This is a genomic window from Planktothrix agardhii (assembly GCF_904830935.1).
Taxonomy (GTDB): Bacteria; Cyanobacteriota; Cyanobacteriia; order Cyanobacteriales; family Microcoleaceae; genus Planktothrix; species Planktothrix agardhii.
In genome coordinates, this window is sequence record NZ_LR882952.1 from 3,959,716 (window position 1) to 3,985,880 (window position 26,165).

Consider the following 26,165-nt stretch of genomic DNA (forward strand, 5'->3'; position numbering starts at 1 on the left):
TAGGCAAAATACTCTATGGCAGGCGATTATTATGAAATATTGGGTGTCTCCCGTGAGGCAGATACAGAAGAACTTAAGCGTGCCTATCGTCGCCTAGCTCGCAAGTATCACCCCGATGTGAATAAAGAAGCAGGCAGCGAAGAACGGTTTAAAGAAATTAGTCGTGCCTACGAAGTGCTAAAAGAACCGGAGTTACGGGCACGATATGACCGCTTTGGAGAAGCAGGGGTATCTAGTGGTGCGGCTGGCTTTGACCCCAACTTTACCGATCCGTTTACTGATATTTTTGAGAGCTTCTTCAGTGGGTTCGGCGGCGGGGTAGGCGGTAATACCCAAGCGCGTAAACGTACTGGCCCTGCGCGGGGGGATGATCTACGCTTAGACCTGCGTTTAGAGTTCAAAGAAGCGATTTTTGGCGGAGAAAAGGAAATCCGAATTAAGCATTTAGAAACCTGTGAAACCTGCACCGGAACCGGGGCAAAACCGGGGACTCGCCCCCAAACCTGTTCCACCTGTGGCGGAAGTGGTCAAGTCCGTCGGGCGACTCGGACTCCCTTTGGCAGTTTTACTCAGGTTTCCGTTTGTCCGAACTGTAATGGCACAGGACAGATGATTGAGGATAAATGTTCCACCTGTGGCGGTCGGGGTTTAAATGAAGTCACGAAGAAACTAAAAATTAATGTTCCGGCCGGGGTGGATAATGGTACTCGTCTACGGGTCGCGAACGAGGGGGATGCGGGAAAACGCAGTGGGCCTCCGGGGGATTTATATGTGTTCCTGTCAGTTGCACCTGATGCGAAATTTAAACGGGATGGGATTAATATTCTATCGGAAGTCAAAATTAGCTATCTTCAGGCAATCCTTGGGTTTGATTTTGAGGTGGAAACCGTTGATGGCCCTACTAAGTTAACGATTCCGGCGGGAACTCAACCAGGAACGGTATTAACCCTGGAAAATAAGGGGGTTCCCCGTCTGGGAAATCCCGTGAGTCGGGGGGATCACTTAATCACGATTCTGGTGGAAATTCCTACTAAGGTGGCACAGGAAGAACGGGAACTGCTGGAACAATTGGTCAAAATTCGAGGCGATCGGACGGGAAAGGGCGGAATTGAGGGGTTTCTGGGTAACTTATTCCACCAAAAGTAGGGGAGTAGGGGTGGGGAGAGCAGGAGAGGTAATTGATACTCTATGCGCCAACTTTTGGCCTAAATTTTATCCCCTGCTCTCGGATTGTTTTGAAATTTCTCATTTTATCGTTTTGAGATATTATTTTTATGGTAAAAATTGATACTTTAACTCCGGATAATGCTCAATTGGATTTGCGGGGAACGCCTTGTCCTTTGAATTTTGTTCGGACGAAACTCCGCTTAGAACAGATGACACCAGGTTCGCTCTTGGAAGTTTGGTTGGACGGGGGAGAACCCATTGAACAGGTTCCTGATAGTTTAAGGATGGCAGGATATGATATTGAACAAATCAAAGATTGTGGGGAGTTTTTTGAGGTTCAGGTTCGTTGTCCACTCACTCCTAAATCTGTTCAATGACAACCGATGACCCCTTGATAAAGGAACTGGTGGGAACTGTTGTCGCGGTTCAAGCGAATTTCTATCAGGTTCAACTCGAATCCGACGGGGTTTTAGACCCGCAACGACTGTTATTATGTACCCGTCGTTCTCTTTTAAAAAAGATGGGTCAGCAGGTGATGGTGGGGGATCGGGTGGTCGTGGAGGAACCGGACTGGTCGGGAAAACGAGGGGCGATTGCTCGGGTGTTTCCCCGAATTACGGAACTGAGTCGTCCTCCGATTGCCAATGCGAATCAAATTCTATTGGTTTTTGCGATCGCAGAACCGGAGTTAGAAATCACGGCTTTAAGTCGGTTTTTAGTCAAGGCGGAATCAACGAGTTTAGAGGTCTGTTTATGTTTGAATAAGTGCGATTTAGTTTCGACCGATGCGTTATTATTTTGGCGCGATCGCTTGTTAAACTGTGGATATTATCCTTTATTTATTAGTGTTAATAATGGTTTGGAATATACGGTTAATTCTGAGCATAGAGTGATTCAAAAATCTCTTTTTCAAGCTGAAAATACCTTTAACGAGAATACTTTACTTCATCAACTTAAACATAAAACTACAGTAATTTCTGGCCCCTCTGGGGTGGGAAAATCCAGTTTAATTAATCAATTAATTCCGAGTCTTAATATTAGAGTTGCTACGGTTTCAGGAAAGTTAGGACGGGGAAGACATACCACTCGCCATGTTGAATTATTTCAATTACCAACTGGGGGATTATTAGCCGATACACCGGGATTTAATCAACCCGAATTAGAATGTCATCCAGAAGAATTAGTTGATTATTTCCCGGAAGCAAAACACCGTTTTAGTGCTGGAAAATGTCAATTTAGTGATTGTTCCCATCGAGATGAACCGAATTGTATTGTCCGGGGCGACTGGGAACGTTATCCGATTTATTTGGAGTTTTTAGAAGCTGCGATCGCCTATCAAGAAGCTATTAAACAACAACCGGATATAGAAACCAATACGAAATCTAAAACAAAATTAGGAGGTAAACAACAATTAGAACCTAAGTTAGCAAGTAAGAAATATCGTCGTTCTTCCCGTCGTTTTCAACATCAAACCTTACAGGATTTATGTGAAGAATTCAAGGATGATGAATAACACTATAGCAATCCTATTTGAGTTGTGTTTAAAAGTCCTATTATAGCAACCGCCAAGGCAGTTAAGACACCAGACGGATATTGGAACCCAGACGGTAAAGTGTTTCCCCCGGTGTTCCCTCCCCCCCGTGCACGGGGGGTTTGGGGGGGCTGTTCCCTGCTATAAGTGAAGATTGTTCCAGAAACCCGATTTCTAGGAGTCTGGTGGTTTTCTAATCTAAATTATTCGGCCAGAGATTCCGTTCCTGTAACCATTCTTTATTAAACAATTTAGATTGATAGCGAGCACCTCCATCACATAAAACCGTTACAATGGTATGACCTGGGCCCATTTCTTTCGCTAAAGCTACGGCCGCCGCCACATTAATGCCAACGGAACCCCCCATAAATAATCCGTCTTTTCTTAATAGTTGATAAACCACCCGTACAGCTTCTTGATCATCGACTAAAATCGCATCATCAATTAGAACATCCTGCATATTTGCCGTGATTCGACTATTCCCAATACCTTCTGTGATCGAATTACCTTGAGGGGTAATTTCTCCGGTTTTCACATAACTATATAAACCACTTCCCATCGGGTCAGCAACAACGGTTTTAATCCGATTATTCTTCTCTTTTAAAAACAGCGAAACCCCCGCAAAAGTTCCTCCGGTTCCGGTAGCAGCCACCCAAGCATCTACTTTGCCATCGGTTTGTTGCCAAATTTCTGGCCCGGTGGTTTCATAATGGGCAATCCGATTAGCTAAATTATCAAATTGATTCGCCCAAACTGCATTTTCCATTTCTGAAGCCAAACGTCCCGATAATTTTACATAATTATTGGGGTCTTTATAAGGAACAGCAGGAACCGGACGAACTTCTGCCCCTAAAGTTCTTAATGCTTCCATTTTCTCCGAGGATTGAGTATCGGGAATAATAATTAAACATTTGTAGCCTTTCGCATTACAAATATGAGCTAATCCAATCCCAGTATTACCTGCGGTTCCTTCTACAACGGTTCCACCGGGTTTAAGTAATCCTTTTTCTTCTGCATCTTTAATAATATATAAAGCCGCCCGATCTTTCACAGACCCCCCCGGATTTAAAAATTCTGCTTTCCCTAAAATTTCACAGCCAGTTTCATCACTAAAACTATTTAATCGAATTAAAGGTGTATTCCCAATTGTGCCGATAAAACCGTTTTTGATGTCCATGAGCAACGTCCTAGTTAAAATTTAGTAGTGGGTTTCTTTTATTTTAGGGATTAACAGGACTAATGCAAAAAACCCGGCTTGGTGAAACCGAGTTTTTTGTTCAAGATGGGTTTATTTATTGGGTTGAGGAGTCAGACGTAAATAGGGTTTAACTTCTTGATAACCTTTGGGGAACTTCTCTTTTAAGACTTGAGGGTCTTTTAGGGAGGGCACAATTACACAATCTTCCCCATCTTTCCAGTCGGCGGGAGTAGCAACGCTATAGTGGTCAGTCAGTTGCAGAGAATCAATTACCCGCAGAATTTCATCAAAGTTGCGTCCGGTGCTCGGGGGATAGGTGAAGCTCAAACGCAGTTTTTTGTTAGGGTCAATGATGAAGACACTACGCACGGTCAGGGTCGCATTAGCATTGGGATGAATCATATCGTACAATTCGGATACTTTGCGATCGCCATCCGCTAAAATGGGGTAATTAACCACAGTATTTTGGGTTTCATTAATATCTTGAATCCAACCTTTATGGGATGCGGTATCATCCACACTCAGAGCAATAACTTTAACATTGCGTTTGTCGAATTCGGGTTTTAACTTAGCAACAGTGCCCAATTCTGTTGTACAAACGGGTGTATAGTCGGCCGGGTGAGAAAATAATACCACCCAGCTATCTCCAGCCCAATCATAAAAACTGATGTCCCCTTCAGAGGAGGCTTGAGTAAAGTTAGGGACAGTATCCCCAAGTCGAAGTGTCATAGTTAATATCCTCTAAGTTCAATGAAAATCTGTGTTCTTATTATACCCCAGTTTCCCCATCGGATTTAAGGAGTAATCAGAAAAATTCAAGAAATATCAGATAGAATCCATCCAGTCAGATCAAAAATATAATCAATTATTAGTAGAATGTAATCAATCCACTACCCACTACCCACTACCCACTAACCATTCCATGCTTAGGGACAGTCCTTTGGCTCCATTATGATAGTCTAATTAAAAATAGAGTCTTGGGAACACATACAAGAGTGGATATTGTAATTGGTCGGGGCAAGGTTGCCCGCAGAGCTTATGGCATTGATGAAATTGCGTTAGTCCCTGGACAACGTACCCTTGACCCGGGTTTAGCAGATACAACATGGACAATTGGTGGCATTCAACGAGAAATTCCGATTATTGCCAGTGCCATGGATGGGGTAGTTGATGTGCGGATGGCTGTGGAATTATCGAAATTGGGAGCATTGGGGGTATTAAACCTAGAAGGGATTCACACCCGCTATCAAGACCCAGAACCGATTTTAGACCGCATCACTTCAGTTGGGAAAGAAGGGTTTGTCACCCTAATGCAAGAATTATATGCAGAACCGATTAAACCGGAATTGATTATCCAAAGGATTCAGGAAATCAAGGCAGGAGGAGGAATTGCGGCGGTGAGTGCGACCCCTGTGGGAGCGAGTAAATATGGTTTGGTGGTGGCTGAGGCCGGGGCTGATTTATTTTTCGTCCAAGCCACGGTGGTATCAACCACATTCCTATCTCCAGAGTCAGTTATTCCTCTGGATTTAGTTAAGTTTTGTCAAGAAATGCCGATTCCGGTGATTTTGGGCAACTGCGTTACCTATGATGTCACCCTAGATTTACTTAAAGCGGGAGCGGCGGGAATTTTAGTAGGGATTGGCCCAGGTGCAGCCTGTACTTCCAGAGGGGTTTTAGGGGTGGGAGTTCCCCAAGCAACGGCCGTGGCTGACTGTGCCGCCGCCCGGAATGATTATTACCGAGAAACCGGACGTTATGTGGAAATTATTGCTGATGGTGGCCTAATTACCGGAGGAGATATCTGTAAATGTATCGCCTGTGGTGCTGATGGGGTGATGATTGGTTCCCCCTTTGCCCGGGCTAAAGAAGCACCCGGACGCGGCTATCATTGGGGTATGGCGACCCCTAGCCCGGTGTTACCTCGTGGAACTCGGATTCGGGTGGGGACAACGGGAACTTTAGAACAAATTTTGCGTGGCCCGGCTCAACTTGATGACGGGACTCATAATTTATTGGGGGCGTTAAAAACCAGTATGGGAACCCTGGGAGCGCAGACCATTCAAGAGATGCAGCAGGTGGAAGTGGTGATTGCGCCTTCACTGTTGACCGAAGGAAAAGTCTATCAAAAAGCCCAACAGTTGGGAATGGGCAAATAAATTAATCGGGGTTGGGTTTCAGAATTATTGACAAAACTTGTTAAATCGTTGTAAAACTTACAACCCAACCTAGAATTATATGAAATAAAATGGCACAATAGAAGAAGCGGAGACGTATGTTTCCGTTCACTCCTCACACCACACTCCGCCTGGACTTTTGTTCGGGCGGTTTCTTGATCCTAGCAATTAAAGTCAATTGCACCGGCTGTCAATCTCCACTCTCAACAATCGTAAAAGAGAAGATCCTTTTACGGTAAGATTGGATAGGGTTATGCTAAATAACGCCCGAGTTAGCAACCTGGCCTAAAAAGACGGGGTATAGACCTCCAATTTTTCAGGGTGAGGGAGACAAAAAGCCAGCAAAAATCAGAGAGAAATTAGCTGCTCTGTGCCTTTGTCTACTTTTAGACGGTCAGTAGACGGAAGGATTAAAATGCTTGTGGACGTGATTGCCGGGAGCCAGTTAAATTTAACCTTAACTCAATGCCAATCTCGTCTGTCATACAAGAATCCATCACGAAATACTAAAGTATTTCCAATGGGACTGTCGAATTTGATAGGGTCTTTTATATATAAGGATTTCTAGGGATGTCCAACGCCTTACCAGTTACTGATGCTAGTTTTAAAGCCGATGTGCTTGAGAGTCCAATCCCGGTATTAGTGGATTTTTGGGCTCCTTGGTGTGGGCCTTGTCGTATGGTTGCACCAGTTGTAGAGGAAATTGCAGAGCAATATATTGGACAACTCAAAGTAGTCAAGCTGAATACAGATGAAAATCCTAATACTGCTAGTCAGTATGGAATTCGCAGTATTCCAACTCTGATGATTTTCAAAGATGGTCAAAAGGTGGATATGGTTGTAGGTGCTATTCCTAAAACGACTTTAGCAACTACTTTGGAGAAGTATATTTAATTCTCCTAAAAGTAACCAATAGAACACTTGAATCATTGTTGCAGGGGTTGATGACTTAACTTAAAAACAGACTTAAAAAAAGAGTGAGTTTGAGTTAGTTGATCAAAGTGGTTTTCGATTCCCAGGAAAGTGATACTTGAACCTCAAGCTGATTATTCACGGGTATTGCGTCTTGGAACCTTGGCTCTAAGGCGCTTTGTTTTAGGTGATAAATTTTATGAACTCCTCAGATATTAGTTTAGCGGTAGATTCTCTACAAGCAGATATTATCCAGTTGGTGGATAAATTGCCGAATTTAAAGCATAAAAAATGGATTTCGCGATCGCTTTCTAGTCTAGTTCGGATGGCTGGAGAGGAATTTGAAACCCTGGACTGGAAAATTATTTCGGCTTCTTTATTGGACTTAGAGCGGGGTTTTCAAATTTTTTATCCCTATCGCCATGTTCGCAAAATTTGTATTTTTGGTTCGGCTCGAATTTCTGCTGATACGCAAGAATATCGGATGGCGGCAGATTTTGCCAAATATGTCACCCAACAAGGTTTTATGGTATTAACCGGGGGTGGAGGTGGGATTATGCAGGCGGGAAATGAAGGGGCGGGTCTGGATTTATCGTTTGGGTTAAATATTCAACTTCCCTTTGAACAATCTTCTAATCCTTATATTCACGGGAATAAAAAAGCGATTATGTTCAAGTATTTTTTCACACGCAAGTTATTTTTTCTGCGTGAAAGTGATGCTTTGGCTCTGTTTCCAGGGGGTTTTGGGACTTTAGATGAAACCTTTGAATGTTTAACCTTAATTCAAACGGGGAAATTCGGCCCCGCCCCGTTAATTTTGGTGGATCGTCCAGGGGGAGATTATTGGTATGATCTCAACCAATTTATTCATAAACAAATGCTAAATCGGGGGTTGATTTCACCAGATGATCCCAGTTTTTATACAATTACGGATGATTTGTCTGTTGCTTGTGAAGCGATCGCCAGTTTCTATCAAGTCTATCATTCTAGTCGTCATGTTAAAGATAAGTTTGTCATGCGGTTAAAATCGGAATTATCTGAGCAACAAGTGGAACAACTAAATACGGAGTTTCACGATATGTTATCTAAAGGTAAGATTGAAAAAACTCAAGCCTTACCGGAAGAAGTTGGCGACGACACAGAGGAATTACCCCGTTTAACCTTCCATTTTAATCAACGTCGAGTTGGGCGATTGTATCAAATGATTTATACAATTAATCAAATGGGTGCTACTTCCCCAGAAGCGGCTCATCCAGAGCAGAAATAGCAGGTAATGGGTAATGGGTAATGGGTGATGGGTTTTGGGGAAGATATAGAATCTTTAATAAACGAGCTAAAATCGGAAATAGGACTACTTTATGAATAATTTGTTTGAATTTGAACAGGATTTTGTTGAATCTTTGCATTGTATTCCGATGATTGTGCGGTATAAACTTGATAGTTGTGGGGTGAAGTTAAAACTAGAACATTGGAATAAATTTAGTCAGGAGGCTCGTCAACAGTTAGTCCAAAATTCGATTAATACACCGGAAGAAATTACAGGTTATCGGAGTTTACTGTATGAATTAGCTGAACAATATACTAATATTCCCCTTAAGGATTTACCGATTGAGGATCACCCCCTTTGGTTAGAAATAACAAAATTACCGGATGCAGTACAGCAAAAGTTAGAAGAAATTGGTGTTAATATTACCTTAAAACAATGGCAAGACTTAAGCCATTTACAACGATTTTCCTTAATAAAATTAAGCCGTCCTAGCCATGAAAACAAAAACTTTTTACCTGCTTTAAGAGAATTTAAACTTTTAGAAAAAAACCTATAGAGTTTTTTTTTAAATACTAAGTTACCTTTTGAACCATATCGGTTAAACTAGGATTAGTTTTGCGATTTCTAAACCCATTTCATTAAACTTCAGGGCCGTTTTTTTATGGCACATAGTATAAAATCCACAATGCCCCCCCTCGATTCTGTCATTGATGAAGATGAAGATGAATCTAATTTAGATTATTTCTATGATGATCCGGGAACACCACCGGGAACATTAGATGTGGAAGCGGATGATCCCCCTCCAGAAATGGTGTTAATTGATTATAGCGACGAAATGGCAACTCGTTTAATCTTAAAAACACCGGAGGAATGTGCACCCTATTTAGATACCCATTCTGTTTCTTGGTTAGATATTTTAGGATTAGGAAATCAGGACACTTGGGATCGGATGGCGAAGGTGTTTAATTTACATCCCATTGCCTTAGAAGATGTGGTGAATGTTCCCCAACGTCCTAAAGTAGTAGAATATGATGGTCAACTGGTAATTGTGGCTTGGATGATCATGATCAAACCAGGAGAAGATCCCCTACATAAAGAACAGGTTAGTATTATTTTAGGCAAAAATTATTTACTAACGGTACAGGAAGAAGCGGAATATGATTGTTTACAACCTGTTCGCGATCGCATTCGTTATAATCAAGGAATTATTCGTAAACAAGGGGCTGATTATTTAGCCTATGCGATTTTAGATGCAATTATTGATGGTTTTTTCCCCGTATTAGAAGAATATGGCGATCTTTTAGAAGACTTAGAAGACAAGGTTGTATTTAATCCTGTACCTAAAGATCTGGCTAAAATTTATAGTATTCGTCGGGATTTATTTACCCTGCGACGAGCAATTTGGGCGCAACGGGAAGCGATTAATGTGTTAATTAGGGATGGAAGCGATTTAATTAGTCCAGAAGTTCGGATTTATTTGCGAGACTGTTATGATCATACCATTTTAGTTCGGGATATGGTAGAAACCTATCGAGAATTATCCTCGGATTTAATGGGAATTTATATGTCTACGATGAGCAATAAAATGAATGAAATCATGAAATTGCTCACCGTTATTTCGACTATTTTTATTCCCCTAACCTTTGTGGCTGGAGTCTACGGCATGAATTTTAACCCCGAAAATTCTCCTTGGAATATGCCCGAACTCAATTGGTATTGGGGTTATCCTGTCTGTTTGGGAATGATGTTTTTCATCGCTTTAGGGTTATTTTTCTTCTTCTGGAAACGCGGTTGGTTTAATAATCTTTCCGATCCTCAAGATCAAGATAAAATAACGTAGTAAGCCCTTTAGGGCTAACAGGCGTTCACGCCTGACTACGAATTGCGATAAAATCAAACTCATGACAATCTAGGATAGTCACAATTATGCTAGTAGGTCGAACTGAATGTAGGGGCGGGTTCGCCAGAATATTTGTGAATAATAATAAATCTAAATAAACCCGCCCCACCCCGCAACAGCGAAGCGCACGCACCGCCTATAAATGTAGGTTGTTTAATCATGAATTTGCAAAGTGTAACCGCCTGGGTTAAAATCTCCCTCGATATCGAATTAACTTGTTTACTGGTTGTCTAAAGCCATCCTTGCCATTCATGATCCAAAAAATCAAACCCAATCTAGTTTTGACTGTGGGAGTTGCGACACTGCTGGTAGGAGGTGGAATTGCAGCCTACTACGGTTTAGTTTCGCGTAAATTTTTAGAAGGTGTTCCCCTGGGTGCGAATGTTGTTCCCCAGGAAGCAATGGTGGCCGTATCTCTCTCCACAAATGGCCAACAATGGGATAAATTAAACCAATACGGCACAGTCCAATCTCAAGCGGCGTTGCAAGATATTCTCAAAAATTGGCAAAATCGGGTATTTACAGACAATGGCTATGATTATCAACAGGATATTCAGCCTTGGATCGGTCAAGAAGTGATGATCGCTTCTTTACCTAATTCTAGCTTGATTTCTGGGACGGCTCCTACCCCGGACGCTTCTACGACCCTGAATCAACAGGCGATGGTAATGGTATTTCCTATTGCTAACCCCACCAAAGCTAAAGAATTATTATCACGACCGAGAACACCACAACAGGGTCAAACTACTCAGCGCTCCTATCGAGGGGTTGATATTATTGAAACCCAGGGAAATCCTAAACAGAATTATTCGATTTCTGTCCTCGGACAAGATTTTTTAGTTATTACCACCGATGGGAGTACCACTGAACGGGTAATTGATACTTATCGAGGTTCAGATTCCTTAGCAAAAACCCCTGGATATGCTGCTAGTTTAGAAAAGATTAAAACCCCTAATCCCTTTGCTCAAGTTTACCTCAATATTCCCGTCGCCACAAAAATTGCCTCCTATCGTTCTCCTAATCCAATTCCTGATAAAAATTTAGAACAGGTACAACAACATCAAGGATTAGCTACTAATATTAATTTAGAAACTCAGGGCGTAGGTTTAAAATCCGTATCTTGGTTAAAACCTAATAGTCAGAAAAAATTTACTGTTGAAAATAAAGCTCAAGAGATTCTCAGGCGGATTCCAGAAAATACATTAATGATGGTTTCTGGAAGTAATTTAAAACGGGTTTGGGAAGATTACACTCAAGGGGCAAATGCTAATCCGATAGCGCCCTTGAATCCTCAAGTTTTGAGTTCGAGTTTTAAATCGGCGACGGGGATGGAGTTGGAAAAAGATGTTCTGAATTGGATGGGTGGGGAATTTTCTTTATCTTTAGTTCCAGCTAATCCAAATCCGAGAGCTTTAGAACGATTTACGGCGGGGTTAGTATTAATGGTGAAGGTTTTCGATCGCAGTGCGGCGGATAAGGCTTTAACCCAGTTAGATGAAGTGATGAAGAATAAGAAATTTAAGGTTAGTGAAATTAAAGTTAAGGAGCAATCGGCGGTGCAATGGGTGTCTCCCTTTGGGGGATTTATGGTAACTCGGGGTTGGTTAGAATCCGATGTGGCCTTTGTTACTTTGGGGGGAGCGGTAGCGGATCAAATTGTGCCTTTACCTCAAGCTCAAATCACTGCTAATCCGCTATTTCAGCAAACTGTTCCAATGGGATTAAACCCGAATAATGGCAACTTTTTTATAAATCTTGAACGGGTATTTAATCCGAATGTTAGAACTCTATCCTTACCTCAACTTCCCCCGGGTCAAAAGTTATGGATTGATGCGATTCAATCAATTGGATTAACTACTGCAATTATAAGCGATCGCACCAGCCGTTATGATATTTTTGTTAAAATTAAAACACCTAGCCCTCAACTTCCTGCAACTGCAACTCCCAAAAAAGAACCCTAAAAACCCTATTACCCAAAACCGATCACGGATTCAAGATGATTACGCAGATTAACACAGATTAAAATCCGTGAAATCCTCTTAAATCCCTGATCCCCATTACCTATTACCCATTACCTATTACCCATTACCTATTACCCGTTTCTATCACCGGATTCAGTAATTCTAAGCGAAATTCTTGGCGATTTTCAGCCTTTAAATAGCGCTGTTGAAGTGATTGCCATTTTTGCCAAGATTCATAGCGTTTTTCCGCTAGAAGATTGATAAAAGTTGGAAGTTTAGACCTAATTTTTGATGGGATTTTATCAGCTATTTTTTCCATCAAAACCATACTATCTTGAATATCTCCTAAATGTTCTTGAATGGCTTTGATATCTTCTAAATAAGTTGAATATTTAGGACTATAAAAGTTAGTAAACAAACTCATTTGATAACGCACTTTCTTGGCTTGTTTTCTTAAATCGTGCAAAGATTCTCCCTGTTGATCTAAAATTATTTCTAAGGTTTCTGAAGTAACTTCAGCAGAATTAACTAGGTCTTGATTCATTCCCACTTGCCAACCGGGATGCAAGAATAAATGACTAATTTGGGGAAGTAATAAATCCGGTAGAACTTCATCAATAGGAAGTTTTTCCAGCATTGTAAAACTAGGTTCTTTTACCCAATCTTGTAAATCTTCTTTCAAGTTTTGATATATTTTATGTTCTAAAGTCCATGCCACAACTCGAAAAACTTTGTGACGTTGTTTGACCCAATCCATTAATACTTTATCTACAATTTCTTGTTCGGATGGCGGTAATTGGGAATAGTAAGTATTTTGTAATATTTCTAATAAAACATCTAAATCTCGCAATTTTCCCAAACGACGAGCAATTTTACCGATTTTTTCATCCTCAGCCGATTCGGGTAATTTTAATACTGGAGCAAACCCAACTACCGCAGATCTTAACCGTCGCATTCCCACCCGCATTTGATGTAATTCTTCAGGATCATGATCTTTTAAAACTTCAGATTCATGACTAATAACTTTTTCCAGATGTTTCTGAATAGCTTGTACCGCCCAATATCCTAAAGTTTCGGTTTGAGGATTAGTTGTTGTTTCCATGATAAACACCCCAAAATTTTAATTAATACTTGTTTTATTATAACAATCTTAAATAGTTTTTTACAGAGAATTTTAAGATTGTTATAATATGACATTTAGTCATTAATTACACTGTTTTGTAATTCCGTGACTAACCGCTTAATCTGGGTATAGGCTTGCCTGGAAGATAGTGTTCCCTCGGTTTCTAAGCTAAAAATTTGGCTAATATCCATTACAAAGCCGTGCAATTGAGCTTGATCAGAGACAGGAGGGATCTGAGTTTCCCAATAATTAATCTGAGTCTGATCAAAAAAATCTGGGGTTGATCTCATAATTATATCCAAACTCTGCAAATTCTAGTGATAGTGTTTATTCTAAAACTAAAATCCTATCCTAAAGGAAAAAAATATTAAAGTCAAGGGATTAAAATATTATATTTTTTTACAAAAGTTATAATTAGTTTAAAAAACAATACTTTTGTTTGGGCTTTTATTTTTTTATAAAAAATAAATTAAATTTAATCCTAGGATCAACTAGATTTAACTAACTTCATCTAGCCAAATACTGAACAGCTTGATCATTCTGGGGAATAGGCTATAAACTGATAATGATAATTGATTGCTGATAACTGATGAACCTTGAATTTATTGTTTATGCTTGCCCTCGGGGAGAATTAGCCGAACAAATTGAAATCTTTTATCAAGAAAGTCTGGAATTGTGTGGATTAAATGCCGCCCATAATTATATGCCCCATTGTACCTTAACTGGATTTTTTCAGGATCAAGAATCACAAATTTCTCTCTATATTCAAGCCCTAGAAACCGCTTATAATACCGCCCAATTAACCGGGAGTGTTTTAAAAATTAATGTGACTCAAATGACGTTTCAATCTACTTGGTATGGTTTGGAATTACAAGCCCCAGGTATTCTATTATTAATGATTCATTTTAGTAAATTAGTTGATTCACCGACTGGTTTAGAAGCCTTGCGATTAAAAACTTGGCTACATTTGAGTTTAGCCTATGAATTTCAACCCCAACACGCTCAAAAATTAAAAGATTTAGCTCAAAACAGAATTAATCCCTACGCCCAAGTAGATTGGGAATTAAGGTTTTATCAGAGACATCCCGATCATTCCTGGACTTGTCATCAATCTTGGCAATTAACACCCTAGATTTCAGATAATTTTTATCCCTTGATTTATCCGTCAATTTGATTCATAATAACTGCAATGCTTTATCCCTTGACCAATGCCAAATTTTAGAAAAATTACCCACGTTATTTACGATTTAGACGGTTTACTGTTAGATACGGAACCCCTTCATACCAAAGTTAATCAAATGGTTGCCAACTATTATGGCAAAACCATTGATCATGCCCTGGGTTGTAAAGTTAGGGGGAGAAAATCCCATGATTCGGTAAAACTCTTAATTCAAGAGTTAGAATTATCAGTAACTATTGAACAATTCTTAGAACGAAAAGATGCCATTATTTATCAATTGTATCCCCATGTTTTGCCCTTAGAGGGAGCGGTTTTTCTCACCCAACATCTGTCGGCTCATAATATTCCCCAAGCGATCGCCACCAGTTCAGGAAATCGCCCTTTTACCGCAAAAACCCAAAGTCATCAACAATGGTTTTCCCTATTTCAATCTATTGTTAGAGGGGATGATCCTGAACTAAAAAATGGCAAACCTGCACCGGATATTTTCCTATTAGTAGCCCAACGTTTGGGGGCAAAACCCGAAAACTGTTTAGTATTTGAAGATGCCTTAGCGGGGGTTTCTGCGGCTCGGGCGGCGGGGATGTCCGTAATAGCAGTTCCCGCGTCAGATATGGATCAATCCCTTTATCAAGAAGCCGATCAAATTCTGGGCTCTCTCAAGGAATTTCAACCCGAATTGTGGCAGTTACCCAAGTTTTAATTAATAAATCAAAGATTAGATATTAAAGGGAAATCAGCGATCATAATTTTCCTCTTTTCCCTAATTTTTCTCAGACTAATTCAGTATTTTTAGATGATCTAAAAGAATCTTAACCTTTTTTTAACTTGACACATCAAATTTTTTTGATATGATTTAAACATCCCTAACCATAAATGTCACGAGGGATATTTTATGACTCCTAGACTGCTCAAACTGCCCAGTTCTCTCAAAACGTTCGTTTTAGCCCTTGGGACTGCTACTTTACTTTTAGCTTGTAGTCAGAATCAGACACAGCAAGTAAAACAAACAAAACCCATTCTGATTGATGGTTCTAGTACCGTTTATCCGATTACAGCAGCTATTGTTAAAGAATACAATGCTCAAAGTCCTGCTGATGATCTCGATGTTAAAGTTGATTTCTCAGGAACCGGAGGAGGGTTTAGAAAGTTTTGTGCAGGGGAAACCGATATTAGTAATGCGTCTCGACCAATCTTAAAACAAGAAATGGAAGTTTGTAAAAAAAATAATATTTCCTATCTGGAATTACCCGTTGCCTTTGATGTCTTAACGATAGTTGTTAACCCTAAAAATACCTGGGCAAATGATATCACCGTTGCCGAATTAAAGAAACTTTGGGAACCCCAAGCCGAGGGAAAAATTAAAACTTGGAATCAAATTCGTGCCTCTTGGCCGAACCAACCAATTAATCTCTATGGCCCAGGGAAAGATTCAGGAACCTTTGATTATTTTACCGCCGCGGTGGTAGGGGAAGAAAAAGCCAGCCGCAATGATTATCAAGCCAGTGAAGATGATGAAATTATTGCCCGAGGAGTGATTAATGATCCTAATGCACTCGGTTATTTTGGCTATGCTTATTATCAGGAAAGACCCGGAGATTTAAAAGCCTTAGCCGTGGATAATCAAAAGGGTTCAGGGCCGATTATTCCCTCATCTAATGCCACGGAAATTGAAAAATATCGACCCCTAACTCGCCCCTTATTTATCTATGTTAATGCGGTCGCGGCTCAAGATAATCCAGCAATGAATGATTTTCTGGATTTCTATATGCAAAAAGCGCCTAAAGTAGTTCAAAATGTGGGTTATATTGCTTTTGATCCCGAGGATTATACCAAACTCTATCGTAACTTTCATAAAACCAAAGTTGGGACGGTATTCGGTGGAAAATCGGAGTTTAATTTAACCCTGGATGAAGTGTTAACAAAACGAGCAGAATACTGATTTTTAAGGAGGTTTAATGAGTAGAAATTCACCTCAAGTTAATCCATCGGCGGTGCAAGCTGGGGGGAAACTGAGTGTTTTTGAAAAATACCTAACCGTTTGGGTATTTTTATGTATTATTGGCGGAATTATTTTAGGGCGTTTATTCCCGGGAGTTGCGGTTACTTTGGACTCGATGAGCGTCCATCAAATCTCGATTCCGATCGCCATTTGCCTGTTTTTTATGATGTATCCCATCATGGTAAAAATTGATTTTACCCAGGCTGCTAACGCTGTCCGCGCCCCTAAACCCGTATTACTAACTTTAGTTGTAAATTGGTTAATTAAACCCTTTACAATGGTAGCCTTTTCTCAGTTCTTTTTAGGATGGTTATTTCGTCCTTTAATTACTGGAACAGAACTGATTGGAGGACAGGAAGTTTCCTTGGCAAATTCCTATATTGCGGGAACTATTTTATTAGGAATTGCTCCATGTACTGCGATGGTTTTGATGTGGGGTTATCTGTGTTATGGGAATCAAGGTCATACTTTAGTGATGGTGGCGGTTAATTCCTTGGCGATGTTATTTTTATATGCACCGTTAGGGCGTTGGTTACTAGCGGCTAATGATTTAACAGTGCCTTGGTTAACGATTTTTTTATCGGTTGTAATTTATGTGGGATTGCCTTTAGCGGTGGGAATGTATAGTCGCCATTGGATTTTTAAAAACAAGGGTAAGGCTTGGTTTGAACGGGAATTTTTGCATTATTTAAGCCCGATTGCCATATCTGCATTGTTGATTACTTTGGTGTTACTATTTGCCTTTAAAGGGGAATTGATTGTTAACAATCCCTTTCATATTCTGTTAATTGCTGTTCCTTTATTTATCCAAACCAATTTTATCTTTCTGATTACCTATCTGATCGCTTTGAAAATGAAAATGTCCTATGAAGATGCGGCTCCGGCGGCGTTAATTGGGGCGAGTAATCATTTTGAAGTCGCGATCGCCACAGCAGTCACTTTATTTGGTTTAAATTCCGGTGCGGCTTTAGCAACAGTTGTGGGGGTATTAATTGAAGTTCCGGTGATGTTAATGTTGGTTAAAATTTGCAAAAAAACTGCCTTTTGGTTCCCCAGAGAACCGGAAAAAGCTAGTTTATTTGATCCGCGTTGTGTTAAGGATTAAATCCATAAATACCCGGATTTGTTAGATCATTTAGCTATTCTAAACATTGGAGATTGACCATGAAAAAAGTAATGTTTGTTTGCAAAAGAAATTCTTGCCGTTCTCAAATGGCGGAAGGATTTGCTAGAACTTTAGGAGCCGGAAAAATAGCCGTTACCAGTTCCGGTTTAGAAGCGAGTCGGGTGCATCCTACGGCAATTCAAGTGATGGATGAAATCGGAATTGATATTACCAATCAAACTTCTAACCCTTTAAGTGATTTCCAAGCAGAAGATTATAATGCGGTGATTTCTCTGTGTGGTTGTGGTGTAAACTTACCTGAATCTTGGGTAATTCGAGAAGTTTTTGAAGATTGGCAATTAGATGATCCCGACGGACAACCGTTAGAAACTTTTCATCGAGTTAGAGATGAAATTAAACAAAGAGTTCAAAAGTTAATTGATACTCTAAATTAATATTGTTACAGTGCCAGCGTCCTCCCTGGCTAGGGTAATATGAAATCTAGCTATTACCATTACCCATTCCCGATCACGGATTTAAGAGGATTACGCAGATTAAAATCCGTGAAATCCGTGAAATCCTCTTTAATCTGTGATCCCCATTACCTAATATATGTCTAATCATCCACCTCGAATTCTATTATTATACGGCTCCCTAAGAGGACGGTCTTACAGTCGTTTATTAGCAGAAGAAGCAGCCCTAATTATTCAGGATTTTGGTGCAGAAGTCAGGTTTTTTGACCCACGAGAATTGCCGATTTATGGAAGCGTACCGGATACTCACCCCAAAGTTCAGGAGTTACGGGAATTGAGTTTGTGGTCAGAGGGCCAAGTCTGGTCTAGTCCAGAACTCCATGGCCAAATTAGTGGGGTGATGAAAAATCAAATTGATTGGATTCCCCTGACCATGGGGGCGATTAGACCAACCCAGGGCCGAACCTTGGCCGTGATGCAGGTTTGTGGCGGTTCCCAGTCTTTTAATGCGGTTAACACCCTACGAATTTTGGGGCGCTGGATGCGGATGTTTACTATTCCTAATCAGTCTTCGGTGGCTAAAGCCTATCAAGAGTTCGATGAAGATGGGGTGATGAAGGATTCCCCCTATCGAGATCGCTTGGTTGACGTGATGGAGGAACTCTATAAATTTACATTGTTATTAAGAGGACAGGCTGATTATTTAAGCGATCGCTATAGTGAAAGAAAAGAAAAAGGAATTCAGGAAACAATGATTGATATTGGTAAAACTTTTATAGCAGGGAACACCGGAACAGCCCCCCCAAACCCCCCGTGCACGGGGGGCTAGGGCAGGGAGGGAACACCGGAACAGCCCCCCCAAACCCCCCGTACACGGGGGGCTAGGGCAGGGAGGGAACAGGGGAGAAAATACTTCACCGTCTGGGTTCTAAGATCCGTCTGGTGTCTTAACTGCCTTGGCGGTTGCTATAAACCCGTCCCTGGTGATCGGTTTTGTCAATATCCGTGCCAACCCGGTCAACCGTCAACATCTCAACAAAAAAGAGGGTAGAATTTCCCCCTCCGTAAAGATTGAACCCACTGTATCCTTTCCGGTGAAAGCAATACATTATGGATTGAGATAAACACCCGCTTTCAGGCAGAGTTTAGTAGGCTAGAGCCATACTACGAGTGGTTTCAGCGCCGAGATAAACCCGAATACTCAAGAAATCCGTAGGACAGGCGGTTTCACAACGTTTGCAGCCGACACAATCTTCGGTGCGGGGAGAGGAAGCTACCTGAGCCGCCTTGCAACCATCCCAGGGAACCATCTCTAGGACGTCAGTGGGGCAAGCGCGAACGCACTGAGTACAGCCGATACAGGTATCGTAAATTTTGACTGAATGAGACATTGAATGATTTCTCCAGTAGATATCAAAATGTTACAAGTTCTGCCCTAAATACAGGTTAGAAGTCCAGCTTAATAGGAGCGGGATCATCCCATATATTGCATCACAATACTCCAGTGTTTCACTTCCAATACACATAAGGCGATAAAACTTTAAACAATGTAATATTTCCCGCCTTAACAGTTCACAGTTCAGGCTCTAATTTTGTCCAACACAGACTTTGTGGAAACAACATGGCGGTCTAAACCCAGTTGTTTGGGGTCAATATCCAGGGCAAGGGCCACTAATTGGGGAAGATGGAGGACGGGTAAACCCAAGGGACGACCGATCACTTTTTCCACTTCCGGTTGACGAGAATCTAAATTCAGATGACACAGGGGACAGGGCGTAACCAGACAATCTGCACCGTGATCAATTGCCTCTTGAATATGGTTTCCAGCCATTTGAAAGGCGGATTCCGTGGCGTAACTCGATAGAGGCCAACCGCAGCATTGGGTTCTCCCCCGATAATAGACCGGAGTTGCCCCTACAGCCCGAAACAGGTTTTCCATGGATTCCGGTTGCTGGGGGTCATCATAGGGCAAATGGGTTTGAGCACGGAGGAGATAGCAACCATAAAAGGCAGCACACTTCAAACCCGATAGTTTGCGACGGACTCGGCGTTCAATTTCGGCTAAACCATAATCGGCGACTAAGGCCCACAGCAGGTGTTTAACTTCCGTTGTTCCTTGATAGGGTGAACAACCTTCTTTGCTAAGTAACCCATTCACTTTTTCAATATAGGCTGGATCATTTTCCTGAAATTCTTTTAACCGTTCGTCAACGTGACCAATTACCCCCTGACAGGTGCTGCAATGGGTCAGTAAGGGTAAATTTAGTTCTTCTGCTAAAGCAATATTCCGGGCATTGACAGTATCTTCCAACAGTCGGGAATCTTCTTTGAAGGTTCCTGAACCGCAGCAAGATGCCTTTTTCAGTTCAATTAGTTCAATACCTAACGCTTGGGTGAGAACTTGCGTAGACTGATACAGTTCTCGACAAGCTCCCTGGGCAACACAGCCAGGAAAATAGGCATATTTCAAGGATGGCATAGGAATAACCTTCTCTACGAATGTACTTACAGCGATGGCGAGGAATTAAGAATTAAGAATTAAGAATTAAGAATTTAACTTCGGAGGGTGACAAGCACGCCCAAAGACAGAGTTGCTAAATTCTCACCCATTTTAATTGATCGAGGGTTTTGTCATAACGATAGGTAAAACCATCATCAGCAACAATCGTTTGACCTCGACTGGCTTTATTTTTGATGGTACTTAAGCTATAACGGGTTAATTTTTGCATTTCTTGATGGGAAAAATGGTTTTTCTGATCAATTTCTGACAGAATTTCTACGGTTTCAAGACTTGCTTTTGTATTGTTGGGATTAAGAGGGAGCACTGAGCTCACAGGATAGTCTTTAATGTCAACTAAACGCCAACTAGAATCCTCTGACATTTCTAAAACTTTTTGATGATAATTAAACAAACTTTCCCGATGTCCGACACTAATAAATGTCTTACCAGTTTCTTGTAACTGTTTATATAAATTATCCTCATTTTTTAAGTCTAAAGCACTGGTAGCTTCATCTAAAATAACGAAGTTAGGATGATTAACTAACAGTCGAGCAAAGGCAAGACGTTGTTGTTCTCCCAAAGATAAAATACTTTCCCAAGGCAGTTCCTCATCAAAATTTTCGATTCGAGTCAGGACATTTTGTAGGTTAACTTGGTGCAAGATTTCTTTTAATTCTGAATCACTAATTGGATTTGTTGTCTGAGGATAAATTAGCTGTTCGCGCAAGGTTCCTAAAATGATATAAGGACGTTGCGGTAAAAATAAGATGTCATCTAGGGGAGGTCGCACTAAATCCCCTGTACCTGTATTCCATAACCCAGAAATGGCGCGTAAAAGAGAACTTTTCCCTCGACCACTTGGCCCTACAATTAATAAACCTTCACCGGGTTCAACTGAAACTGACAAGTGTTCGACGATGACTTTGGTAAAGTCTGGTGTTTGTAAGGTAACATCCTCAAAAGCAAGATGATCGTTTTCAATAACTTTAATGGTATTCACCGGGTTAGATTGGTACCCGACGGCTTCTAAGGCTTGGGAAAAGCTATCTAAACGTTCAATATAATTGATAAACTCACCTGACCTACCAAATTCCTCTACTAATACGGATAACGCCGTTGAAAAGAAATAGCAACAATAGCTGGCTTGGTTGACTTCTCCCAACTCAATTTGACCACTAATATATAAGGGAGAGACAATTAAGAAAGGAAATATTTGAACAATGGATTGGAAGCCTCTGTTAAAAAAATCTTGGTTTCTTTCCCAATTAACTCTATTAATAACTATTTCAATCATCTGATTGAATTTTCGCTGAATAATATTTAATTCTTTTTCTTCGCCCCTAAAAAAAGCAATGGATTCTGCATGGTTACGAACATGAGTCAGGGCGTAATTATAGTTTGCTTCCATTTCTAATTGTTGTTTGCTAATTTTATTTAATTGTTGAGTAATATAGGTAGACAGAATGTTGCCAAGAATCGTATAAATAATCAGGATAATAGAAATGGTTTGAGAAATTGACCAGAGAATGACAATAAAAACCATCATCTCCATGAACTTTTCGACGCAGGTGGTTAAAAAATTCATCGTTGTTTTAGTGATCGGCTCAATTTCTTGAGCCAAACGTTGATCGGGATTTTTAATATTTTCTTTAAAATTAATTTGATAATAAGCCCGATTTTTAAAATATTGATTCAGAATATTATTGTTGATCCATTGATACCAATCGAGTGCAATTATCTTTTTAAGAAATTTAGAAAACCCTGTTAATAAGGTCATACTCCCAAGGGCTATACTATAAATTATTACTAGACGAGTTAATTTAGATAAATCTTTTGCTTCAGTAAAATCAATTAAGTCTCTAAAAACGAAGCTATTAAAAGCATTAAAACCAACGATTCCCACCAATAATAAAAACAATAAACAGATCATTCCCCAAGAGCGAATAATCTCTGAAAAGGCTCTATCCTGGGTTTCTTTTGGATACCAATAAACTTGAAGAAACCCTAAAAATTGTTGTAGAGATTTATTAAAAGTTTTGACATCCTCTTTGAGATCGATATGCTCTGAGCTTTTTTCTGAAACATTCATTGGGTTTTCCTGATGTTACGGGAGGGAGATTATAATTTTTAATGCCTATCTATTGAGTTAGATAAGAATTAAGCATACCATAGCGAGGTATTATACAGGGGAAATATCAATGTTCTGCGAAAAGACAAGACTGACGCAAACAAAAAAAAGATTGTTTATGAAATGTTGAATAGCTGATGGGCATCTTCTAGTATTCTAACAATTTTGTCTCGATGGGGACTGTTTTTCAGATCAGGCTCTAAGTCAAATTCGGATAATCCTGCGGCTGTGTTACCCGGAAACCAGGGATCACGAGTTTTTAAGTGATTGTAACGCCTTTTGGCAAAGTCAAACATATCGTATGCTAAAGCTAAATTTCTTAACCATAAGATGACGGGAATATTGATTTCCCCAGGAGTTTCTTGATAGGAAGGTAAACCAAGATTCCAAGTATGAAACCAACTTTCGCCTAATTTAGCGATCGCTTCTGTTTCCAAACGATTTATAATTGCAGGTAAAATTTCATCGGCTTTTTCTAAAAGTTCGATCACTTTTAAATGTTCATCAAAATCCGATGGTTTGGCTGCACCTAGACTTAATGTATGAACTTGGGGATGGCTCAAACAAAACAGATCATTAAATAGCATCGGACTCAGAGGATAGCACAAGTCTACTAATTTTTGGGGCGGTTTGTAAAGCATTCCCCCTTTATCCGAAGGACTAATAATAAACACCCCCATGTCATAACGATTGGCGGCTTCAATTGCTGACCAATTGCATTGATTAATATAGTACCAATGCAGATTTACATAATCAAATTGATCGGTTTCAATGGTTTTGATGATTAGGTTTGTCGGCCCATGGGTAGAAAATCCCCTAAAGCGAACTTTCCCCTCCATTTGTAATTGTTTGATCACATCAAGACACCCACCAGGACGAATGGTTTCATCTAGTTGTGGTTTGTAATTAATACCATGTATCGTCAACAAGTCAACATAATCTAGTCCTAAATAAGCTAAGGATTGTTCAAATAAATGACGAAATTGTTGAGGATCAGATTGGGGTGTAACTTTCGTTTGTATAATCAGTTTTTGACGGGGTAGTTTCGGCAAAATTTCCCCTAACTGCATCTCAGATGTGCCATACATTCGAGCAGTTTCATGGTGATTAATACCAATTTCTAGGGAGCGGCGGATGGTCGCTTCTAAATTTTGTTGATTATCCAGGGGAATTTGTTCTTTAGGATACTCTTTAAACTCATCATAAATGTAACGCATACCCCCGCAAGAAAAAATAGGCATGGGAATTTCTGTACGTCCAAATCTACGATATTGCATAATTTAATTATTAGACTTAATGTAGTAAGTACCTGGACACAATTAAACGTAGGGTGAGCTTCGCTCACCACAAGCCCAAAACCCTTACATAGGAAGGATAGTGAGCGAAGCTCACCGTTTACAAAACTTAACACAGTGTTGTTTTTTTATGTCCGACTACTTAAATTAGTTTAACCTGTAAATTATGGCATAAAGGTAAAACTTGGCTACAGTTTTTCCTTTTATTGTTCCATTCATTGGTATTAAGACTTGCCCTGATTCTAAAATAGAAAAATCTGGCTTGGGAAAAAGATTTTCTATCTCTTCTAAGGTTACTTCACCTGGAGTAATTCCATAAGTTGAAACTTTTTTTACTTTTAAGGGATCATCTAGTCTGACATCATCCCCGAAAATATTTCTAGGGTCAGAACTAATATCAAGCAAACAAAGTGTTCCTGTCTTACCGATTAAAGTTTTAAGGTGGTCAACAAATAATGGTCGATCTTCTATGTTAATTTGGTGCATGACTGAACGCATATAAATATTAGCATCTCCAAAACACTTGTGTATATTTTGACCATCTTCTTGGTTACACACAAGTTTATAAGTAATCGCTAATCCAACTTTTTGTGCTTCAATGGTAGCTAAATTTAATGCCGATTCGCTCACGTCTATCCCGATTACTTTGGGAAATTTTTCTGCTAACAATTGAGTTATATTTCCATCTCCACAACCAAAATCTATCAGGGGTAAATCAGGATTTTTAAACATTTTTTTAAGCCAATCTAAATCAATCCCAATTCCTGAATGAGCATCAACATTCCAAATTACCTGAGAACGATCTTCAATAGAATCCCAATATTGATTCCATTTGGTCTGATAATCGCTAGACATTTTGATTCATCCTTACTTAATTAAACCAAAAGTATCTTCAATTAATTTAAGGATTTTGTCAAGCTCAAAGTTAAATTTTAATGGTTAGATTTCTGATCGTTTTAAGTCCAATGTATTAGGGACTATAAAATCAGAAGTCTTGATGGTTGAATGTTCTTGTAAAGTTGCTCTGATCTCCTTTAAATCTTCTTCAGTTAACTCAACTTGTTGATTGTTGAGATTGGCTTTCGATAAAATAGTATCAGCTTGTGAATCTTTCTGCAATACTTCAAATACTTGGATTAGGTTGGTAGTGGGTAGATCACAGTATTTTAATATCTCTATAATTGTCTGTTGTGGTGCTGTTATCAAATCCTGAAAACGAATCGCTAGAGCTAAAACTCCTTGCTGATGGAGTCGCAAATAACCTTCCATGACTGACAACCATGCTAAGGTTAAAATTTGCAGATAAGATAAGGGTTGATCCTGTTCATCCTGATGAATTAGGGGACTAACTTGACTGACTTGATTTTGCATTGCTTTTAGAGAATCAACTGTATTAGGAATTTCTCCTAAAGATGCACGAAAAACAGACTTCATCCAAGTTTCAGTATCCCGATATAAGAAAATAATTTTGGCTTTGGGAAAATGCTTAAAGATTAGATCTGCTATCTCAATTCCATAACTTCTCAATTTAATCACCCATCTATATGAATGATCATCTAATCGTGAGGATGTACATAATATTTTGGTACAGCTTTCTATTAATTCACTAATTTCAGCATCATTACTTCCATCCCATTGACGCATAATGACAAGCTGATCATAGACACCTGGTTCAGAAAGACTTAGGGTATTTTCTAGCTGATTAAATGCCGAATGAACTAGGGTTGATCCACAGCGTCCTACTGAATAAACAATTACAAGATTTTCAGGGATTTCTAGTTGTTTTCCGATTTCTAATAATTCCGAAAAAGTAATGGCAATTAGGTTTTTTGCATGGTCATATTGCGCTTGATAAAAAAAAGGAAATTGATCAATATCAACCTCTGGATCAGTTTCTACAAAAATTGCCCATTTTCTGGAAAAATCAAGGCAATATAAACTAATATTAGGCTTTTCTAAGATAATATTAATATCAACCGTATTTGCTTCTTGATAATGAAAATCATCTAGGGAAGGAATACTTAAGAAATAGGGTTTATTTTTGCTCTGGATTTTAAAAAATTTGGCTGGCATTGTGATAGATTTAAGTTAAGATATCGTGTAAAGATCAAATCCCCATTTACGCCAACCCCTAATAATATCAGAGTTGATCAAATCTGAGAAAGAAGGAAGCTCTTGATCGGGAGGTAATTAGCTAATATAGTGATATTAGCATGAAATCACACGATATTCGGTTATCATTACTA

The 26,165-nt window shown here is 39.8% G+C and carries 25 protein-coding genes; 15 read left to right on the forward strand and 10 right to left on the reverse strand.

Going from position 1 to position 26,165, the window contains the following annotated elements; genetic code table 11:
* Positions 1 to 15: 15 nt before the first annotated feature.
* The 3 genes from dnaJ (at position 16) to rsgA (ending at position 2,680) form a co-directional block, all read left to right on the forward strand.
* A complete protein-coding gene (dnaJ, locus tag NMG88_RS18335; protein WP_026796142.1) occupies positions 16 to 1,146 on the forward strand; it encodes a molecular chaperone DnaJ in 1,131 nt (376 codons plus the stop codon).
* Between the two features lie 128 nt (positions 1,147 to 1,274).
* Positions 1,275 to 1,544 (forward strand): sulfurtransferase TusA family protein, encoded by a 270-nt coding sequence (locus NMG88_RS18340; RefSeq protein WP_042153536.1) that lies wholly within the window; start codon positions 1,275 to 1,277, stop codon positions 1,542 to 1,544.
* The gene (rsgA, locus tag NMG88_RS18345) at positions 1,541 to 2,680 is read left to right on the forward strand and encodes a small ribosomal subunit biogenesis GTPase RsgA (RefSeq protein WP_254035686.1); all 1,140 of its coding nucleotides are present in this window, start codon (positions 1,541 to 1,543) and stop codon (positions 2,678 to 2,680) included. Before NMG88_RS18340 ends, rsgA begins: the two co-directional genes overlap by 4 nt.
* 211 nt (positions 2,681 to 2,891) lie before the next feature.
* Here the strand turns inward: rsgA and NMG88_RS18350 are convergent, their stop codons facing one another.
* Together NMG88_RS18350 and NMG88_RS18355 are read right to left on the reverse strand one after the other, a co-directional pair.
* The gene (locus NMG88_RS18350; RefSeq protein ID WP_026785700.1) at positions 2,892 to 3,875 is read right to left on the reverse strand and encodes a cysteine synthase A; all 984 of its coding nucleotides are present in this window, start codon (positions 3,873 to 3,875) and stop codon (positions 2,892 to 2,894) included.
* A gap of 111 nt (positions 3,876 to 3,986) precedes the next feature.
* Positions 3,987 to 4,625 (reverse strand): peroxiredoxin, encoded by a 639-nt coding sequence (locus tag NMG88_RS18355; protein ID WP_042153532.1) that lies wholly within the window; start codon positions 4,623 to 4,625, stop codon positions 3,987 to 3,989.
* A gap of 266 nt (positions 4,626 to 4,891) precedes the next feature.
* Here NMG88_RS18355 and NMG88_RS18360 point away from each other — a divergent pair, with 266 nt between their 5' ends.
* The 6 genes from NMG88_RS18360 to NMG88_RS18385 all read left to right on the forward strand — a co-directional run bounded on the left by NMG88_RS18360 (position 4,892) and on the right by NMG88_RS18385 (position 12,113).
* Positions 4,892 to 6,055: a GuaB3 family IMP dehydrogenase-related protein gene (locus tag NMG88_RS18360; RefSeq protein WP_026785702.1), complete on the forward strand. Its 1,164-nt coding sequence runs from the start codon at positions 4,892 to 4,894 to the stop codon at positions 6,053 to 6,055.
* 588 nt (positions 6,056 to 6,643) lie between these two features.
* A complete protein-coding gene (gene trxA / locus NMG88_RS18365; RefSeq protein WP_042153525.1) occupies positions 6,644 to 6,967 on the forward strand; it encodes a thioredoxin in 324 nt (107 codons plus the stop codon).
* A gap of 217 nt (positions 6,968 to 7,184) precedes the next feature.
* Positions 7,185 to 8,252: an LOG family protein gene (locus tag NMG88_RS18370; protein ID WP_026785704.1), complete on the forward strand. Its 1,068-nt coding sequence runs from the start codon at positions 7,185 to 7,187 to the stop codon at positions 8,250 to 8,252.
* A 91-nt stretch (positions 8,253 to 8,343) separates the two neighbouring features.
* The gene (locus NMG88_RS18375; protein ID WP_227397701.1) at positions 8,344 to 8,808 is read left to right on the forward strand and encodes a nitrate reductase associated protein; all 465 of its coding nucleotides are present in this window, start codon (positions 8,344 to 8,346) and stop codon (positions 8,806 to 8,808) included.
* Positions 8,809 to 8,913: 105 nt separating this feature from the next.
* The gene (gene corA, locus NMG88_RS18380; protein WP_227350426.1) at positions 8,914 to 10,092 is read left to right on the forward strand and encodes a magnesium/cobalt transporter CorA; all 1,179 of its coding nucleotides are present in this window, start codon (positions 8,914 to 8,916) and stop codon (positions 10,090 to 10,092) included.
* Positions 10,093 to 10,439: 347 nt separating this feature from the next.
* Positions 10,440 to 12,113: a DUF3352 domain-containing protein gene (locus NMG88_RS18385; protein WP_227350425.1), complete on the forward strand. Its 1,674-nt coding sequence runs from the start codon at positions 10,440 to 10,442 to the stop codon at positions 12,111 to 12,113.
* Positions 12,114 to 12,237: 124 nt separating this feature from the next.
* On the opposite strand, the gene NMG88_RS18390 is transcribed toward NMG88_RS18385, so the two are convergent.
* Together NMG88_RS18390 and NMG88_RS18395 are read right to left on the reverse strand one after the other, a co-directional pair.
* Positions 12,238 to 13,215 (reverse strand): CHAD domain-containing protein, encoded by a 978-nt coding sequence (locus NMG88_RS18390; protein ID WP_254035687.1) that lies wholly within the window; start codon positions 13,213 to 13,215, stop codon positions 12,238 to 12,240.
* A gap of 95 nt (positions 13,216 to 13,310) precedes the next feature.
* Positions 13,311 to 13,526, reverse strand: coding sequence for a DUF7219 family protein (locus tag NMG88_RS18395; protein ID WP_235751302.1), 216 nt, complete (start codon positions 13,524 to 13,526; stop codon positions 13,311 to 13,313).
* A gap of 299 nt (positions 13,527 to 13,825) precedes the next feature.
* Here NMG88_RS18395 and NMG88_RS18400 point away from each other — a divergent pair, with 299 nt between their 5' ends.
* From NMG88_RS18400 to arsH, 6 genes are all read left to right on the forward strand, one after another.
* Complete coding sequence (locus NMG88_RS18400; protein WP_235765671.1) at positions 13,826 to 14,368, forward strand: hypothetical protein; 543 nt, start codon at positions 13,826 to 13,828, stop codon at positions 14,366 to 14,368.
* A gap of 76 nt (positions 14,369 to 14,444) precedes the next feature.
* On the forward strand, positions 14,445 to 15,119 hold the full coding sequence (locus tag NMG88_RS18405) for an HAD-IA family hydrolase (RefSeq protein WP_042153510.1): 675 nt from the start codon (positions 14,445 to 14,447) through the stop codon (positions 15,117 to 15,119).
* Positions 15,120 to 15,311: 192 nt separating this feature from the next.
* Positions 15,312 to 16,358 (forward strand): PstS family phosphate ABC transporter substrate-binding protein, encoded by a 1,047-nt coding sequence (locus tag NMG88_RS18410; RefSeq protein WP_052369453.1) that lies wholly within the window; start codon positions 15,312 to 15,314, stop codon positions 16,356 to 16,358.
* A 16-nt stretch (positions 16,359 to 16,374) separates the two neighbouring features.
* Positions 16,375 to 17,523, forward strand: a complete 1,149-nt coding sequence (gene arsB, locus NMG88_RS18415; protein WP_227397699.1) for an ACR3 family arsenite efflux transporter — start codon at positions 16,375 to 16,377, stop codon at positions 17,521 to 17,523.
* Between the two features lie 59 nt (positions 17,524 to 17,582).
* Positions 17,583 to 17,978 (forward strand): arsenate reductase, glutathione/glutaredoxin type, encoded by a 396-nt coding sequence (arsC, locus tag NMG88_RS18420; protein WP_042153505.1) that lies wholly within the window; start codon positions 17,583 to 17,585, stop codon positions 17,976 to 17,978.
* A 157-nt stretch (positions 17,979 to 18,135) separates the two neighbouring features.
* A complete protein-coding gene (arsH, locus tag NMG88_RS18425) occupies positions 18,136 to 18,825 on the forward strand; it encodes an arsenical resistance protein ArsH (protein WP_227350423.1) in 690 nt (229 codons plus the stop codon).
* 316 nt (positions 18,826 to 19,141) lie between these two features.
* On the opposite strand, the gene psaC is transcribed toward arsH, so the two are convergent.
* The 6 genes from psaC to NMG88_RS18455 all read right to left on the reverse strand — a co-directional run bounded on the left by psaC (position 19,142) and on the right by NMG88_RS18455 (position 25,992).
* A complete protein-coding gene (gene psaC / locus NMG88_RS18430; protein ID WP_026785716.1) occupies positions 19,142 to 19,387 on the reverse strand; it encodes a photosystem I iron-sulfur center protein PsaC in 246 nt (81 codons plus the stop codon).
* Positions 19,388 to 19,575: 188 nt separating this feature from the next.
* Entirely contained in the window at positions 19,576 to 20,475 is a 900-nt protein-coding gene (locus tag NMG88_RS18435; protein ID WP_264478043.1) for a CoB--CoM heterodisulfide reductase iron-sulfur subunit B family protein, read from the reverse strand.
* A 115-nt stretch (positions 20,476 to 20,590) separates the two neighbouring features.
* Entirely contained in the window at positions 20,591 to 22,585 is a 1,995-nt protein-coding gene (locus NMG88_RS18440; protein WP_254035688.1) for an ABC transporter ATP-binding protein/permease, read from the reverse strand.
* Positions 22,586 to 22,740: 155 nt separating this feature from the next.
* Positions 22,741 to 23,901, reverse strand: a complete 1,161-nt coding sequence (locus NMG88_RS18445) for an aldo/keto reductase (RefSeq protein ID WP_235751299.1) — start codon at positions 23,899 to 23,901, stop codon at positions 22,741 to 22,743.
* A 165-nt stretch (positions 23,902 to 24,066) separates the two neighbouring features.
* A complete protein-coding gene (locus NMG88_RS18450) occupies positions 24,067 to 24,774 on the reverse strand; it encodes a class I SAM-dependent methyltransferase (RefSeq protein WP_235751298.1) in 708 nt (235 codons plus the stop codon).
* Between the two features lie 84 nt (positions 24,775 to 24,858).
* Complete coding sequence (locus tag NMG88_RS18455) at positions 24,859 to 25,992, reverse strand: sulfotransferase (protein WP_254035689.1); 1,134 nt, start codon at positions 25,990 to 25,992, stop codon at positions 24,859 to 24,861.
* Positions 25,993 to 26,165: the final 173 nt, after the last annotated feature.

Excerpts from the sequence above, each read along its gene's own strand:
- arsC (WP_042153505.1), top strand. The coding sequence starts at position 17,583 with ATGAAAAAAGTAATGTTTGTTTGCAAAAGAAATTCTTGCCGTTCTCAA.
- NMG88_RS18400 (WP_235765671.1), top strand. The coding sequence starts at position 13,826 with ATGAACCTTGAATTTATTGTTTATGCTTGCCCTCGGGGAGAATTAGCC.
- NMG88_RS18410 (WP_052369453.1), top strand. The coding sequence starts at position 15,312 with ATGACTCCTAGACTGCTCAAACTGCCCAGTTCTCTCAAAACGTTCGTT.
- NMG88_RS18340 (WP_042153536.1), top strand. The coding sequence starts at position 1,275 with ATGGTAAAAATTGATACTTTAACTCCGGATAATGCTCAATTGGATTTG.
- NMG88_RS18405 (WP_042153510.1), top strand. The coding sequence starts at position 14,445 with ATGCCAAATTTTAGAAAAATTACCCACGTTATTTACGATTTAGACGGT.
- arsH (WP_227350423.1), top strand. The coding sequence starts at position 18,136 with ATGTCTAATCATCCACCTCGAATTCTATTATTATACGGCTCCCTAAGA.
- NMG88_RS18350 (WP_026785700.1), bottom strand. The coding sequence starts at position 3,875 with ATGGACATCAAAAACGGTTTTATCGGCACAATTGGGAATACACCTTTA.
- dnaJ (WP_026796142.1), top strand. The coding sequence starts at position 16 with ATGGCAGGCGATTATTATGAAATATTGGGTGTCTCCCGTGAGGCAGAT.
- NMG88_RS18375 (WP_227397701.1), top strand. The coding sequence starts at position 8,344 with ATGAATAATTTGTTTGAATTTGAACAGGATTTTGTTGAATCTTTGCAT.
- NMG88_RS18445 (WP_235751299.1), bottom strand. The coding sequence starts at position 23,901 with ATGCAATATCGTAGATTTGGACGTACAGAAATTCCCATGCCTATTTTT.
- trxA (WP_042153525.1), top strand. The coding sequence starts at position 6,644 with ATGTCCAACGCCTTACCAGTTACTGATGCTAGTTTTAAAGCCGATGTG.
- NMG88_RS18435 (WP_264478043.1), bottom strand. The coding sequence starts at position 20,475 with ATGCCATCCTTGAAATATGCCTATTTTCCTGGCTGTGTTGCCCAGGGA.
- NMG88_RS18455 (WP_254035689.1), bottom strand. The coding sequence starts at position 25,992 with ATGCCAGCCAAATTTTTTAAAATCCAGAGCAAAAATAAACCCTATTTC.
- rsgA (WP_254035686.1), top strand. The coding sequence starts at position 1,541 with ATGACAACCGATGACCCCTTGATAAAGGAACTGGTGGGAACTGTTGTC.
- NMG88_RS18390 (WP_254035687.1), bottom strand. The coding sequence starts at position 13,215 with ATGGAAACAACAACTAATCCTCAAACCGAAACTTTAGGATATTGGGCG.
- NMG88_RS18355 (WP_042153532.1), bottom strand. The coding sequence starts at position 4,625 with ATGACACTTCGACTTGGGGATACTGTCCCTAACTTTACTCAAGCCTCC.
- arsB (WP_227397699.1), top strand. The coding sequence starts at position 16,375 with ATGAGTAGAAATTCACCTCAAGTTAATCCATCGGCGGTGCAAGCTGGG.
- psaC (WP_026785716.1), bottom strand. The coding sequence starts at position 19,387 with ATGTCTCATTCAGTCAAAATTTACGATACCTGTATCGGCTGTACTCAG.
- NMG88_RS18440 (WP_254035688.1), bottom strand. The coding sequence starts at position 22,585 with ATGAATGTTTCAGAAAAAAGCTCAGAGCATATCGATCTCAAAGAGGAT.
- NMG88_RS18395 (WP_235751302.1), bottom strand. The coding sequence starts at position 13,526 with ATGAGATCAACCCCAGATTTTTTTGATCAGACTCAGATTAATTATTGG.
- NMG88_RS18450 (WP_235751298.1), bottom strand. The coding sequence starts at position 24,774 with ATGTCTAGCGATTATCAGACCAAATGGAATCAATATTGGGATTCTATT.
- NMG88_RS18370 (WP_026785704.1), top strand. The coding sequence starts at position 7,185 with ATGAACTCCTCAGATATTAGTTTAGCGGTAGATTCTCTACAAGCAGAT.
- corA (WP_227350426.1), top strand. The coding sequence starts at position 8,914 with ATGGCACATAGTATAAAATCCACAATGCCCCCCCTCGATTCTGTCATT.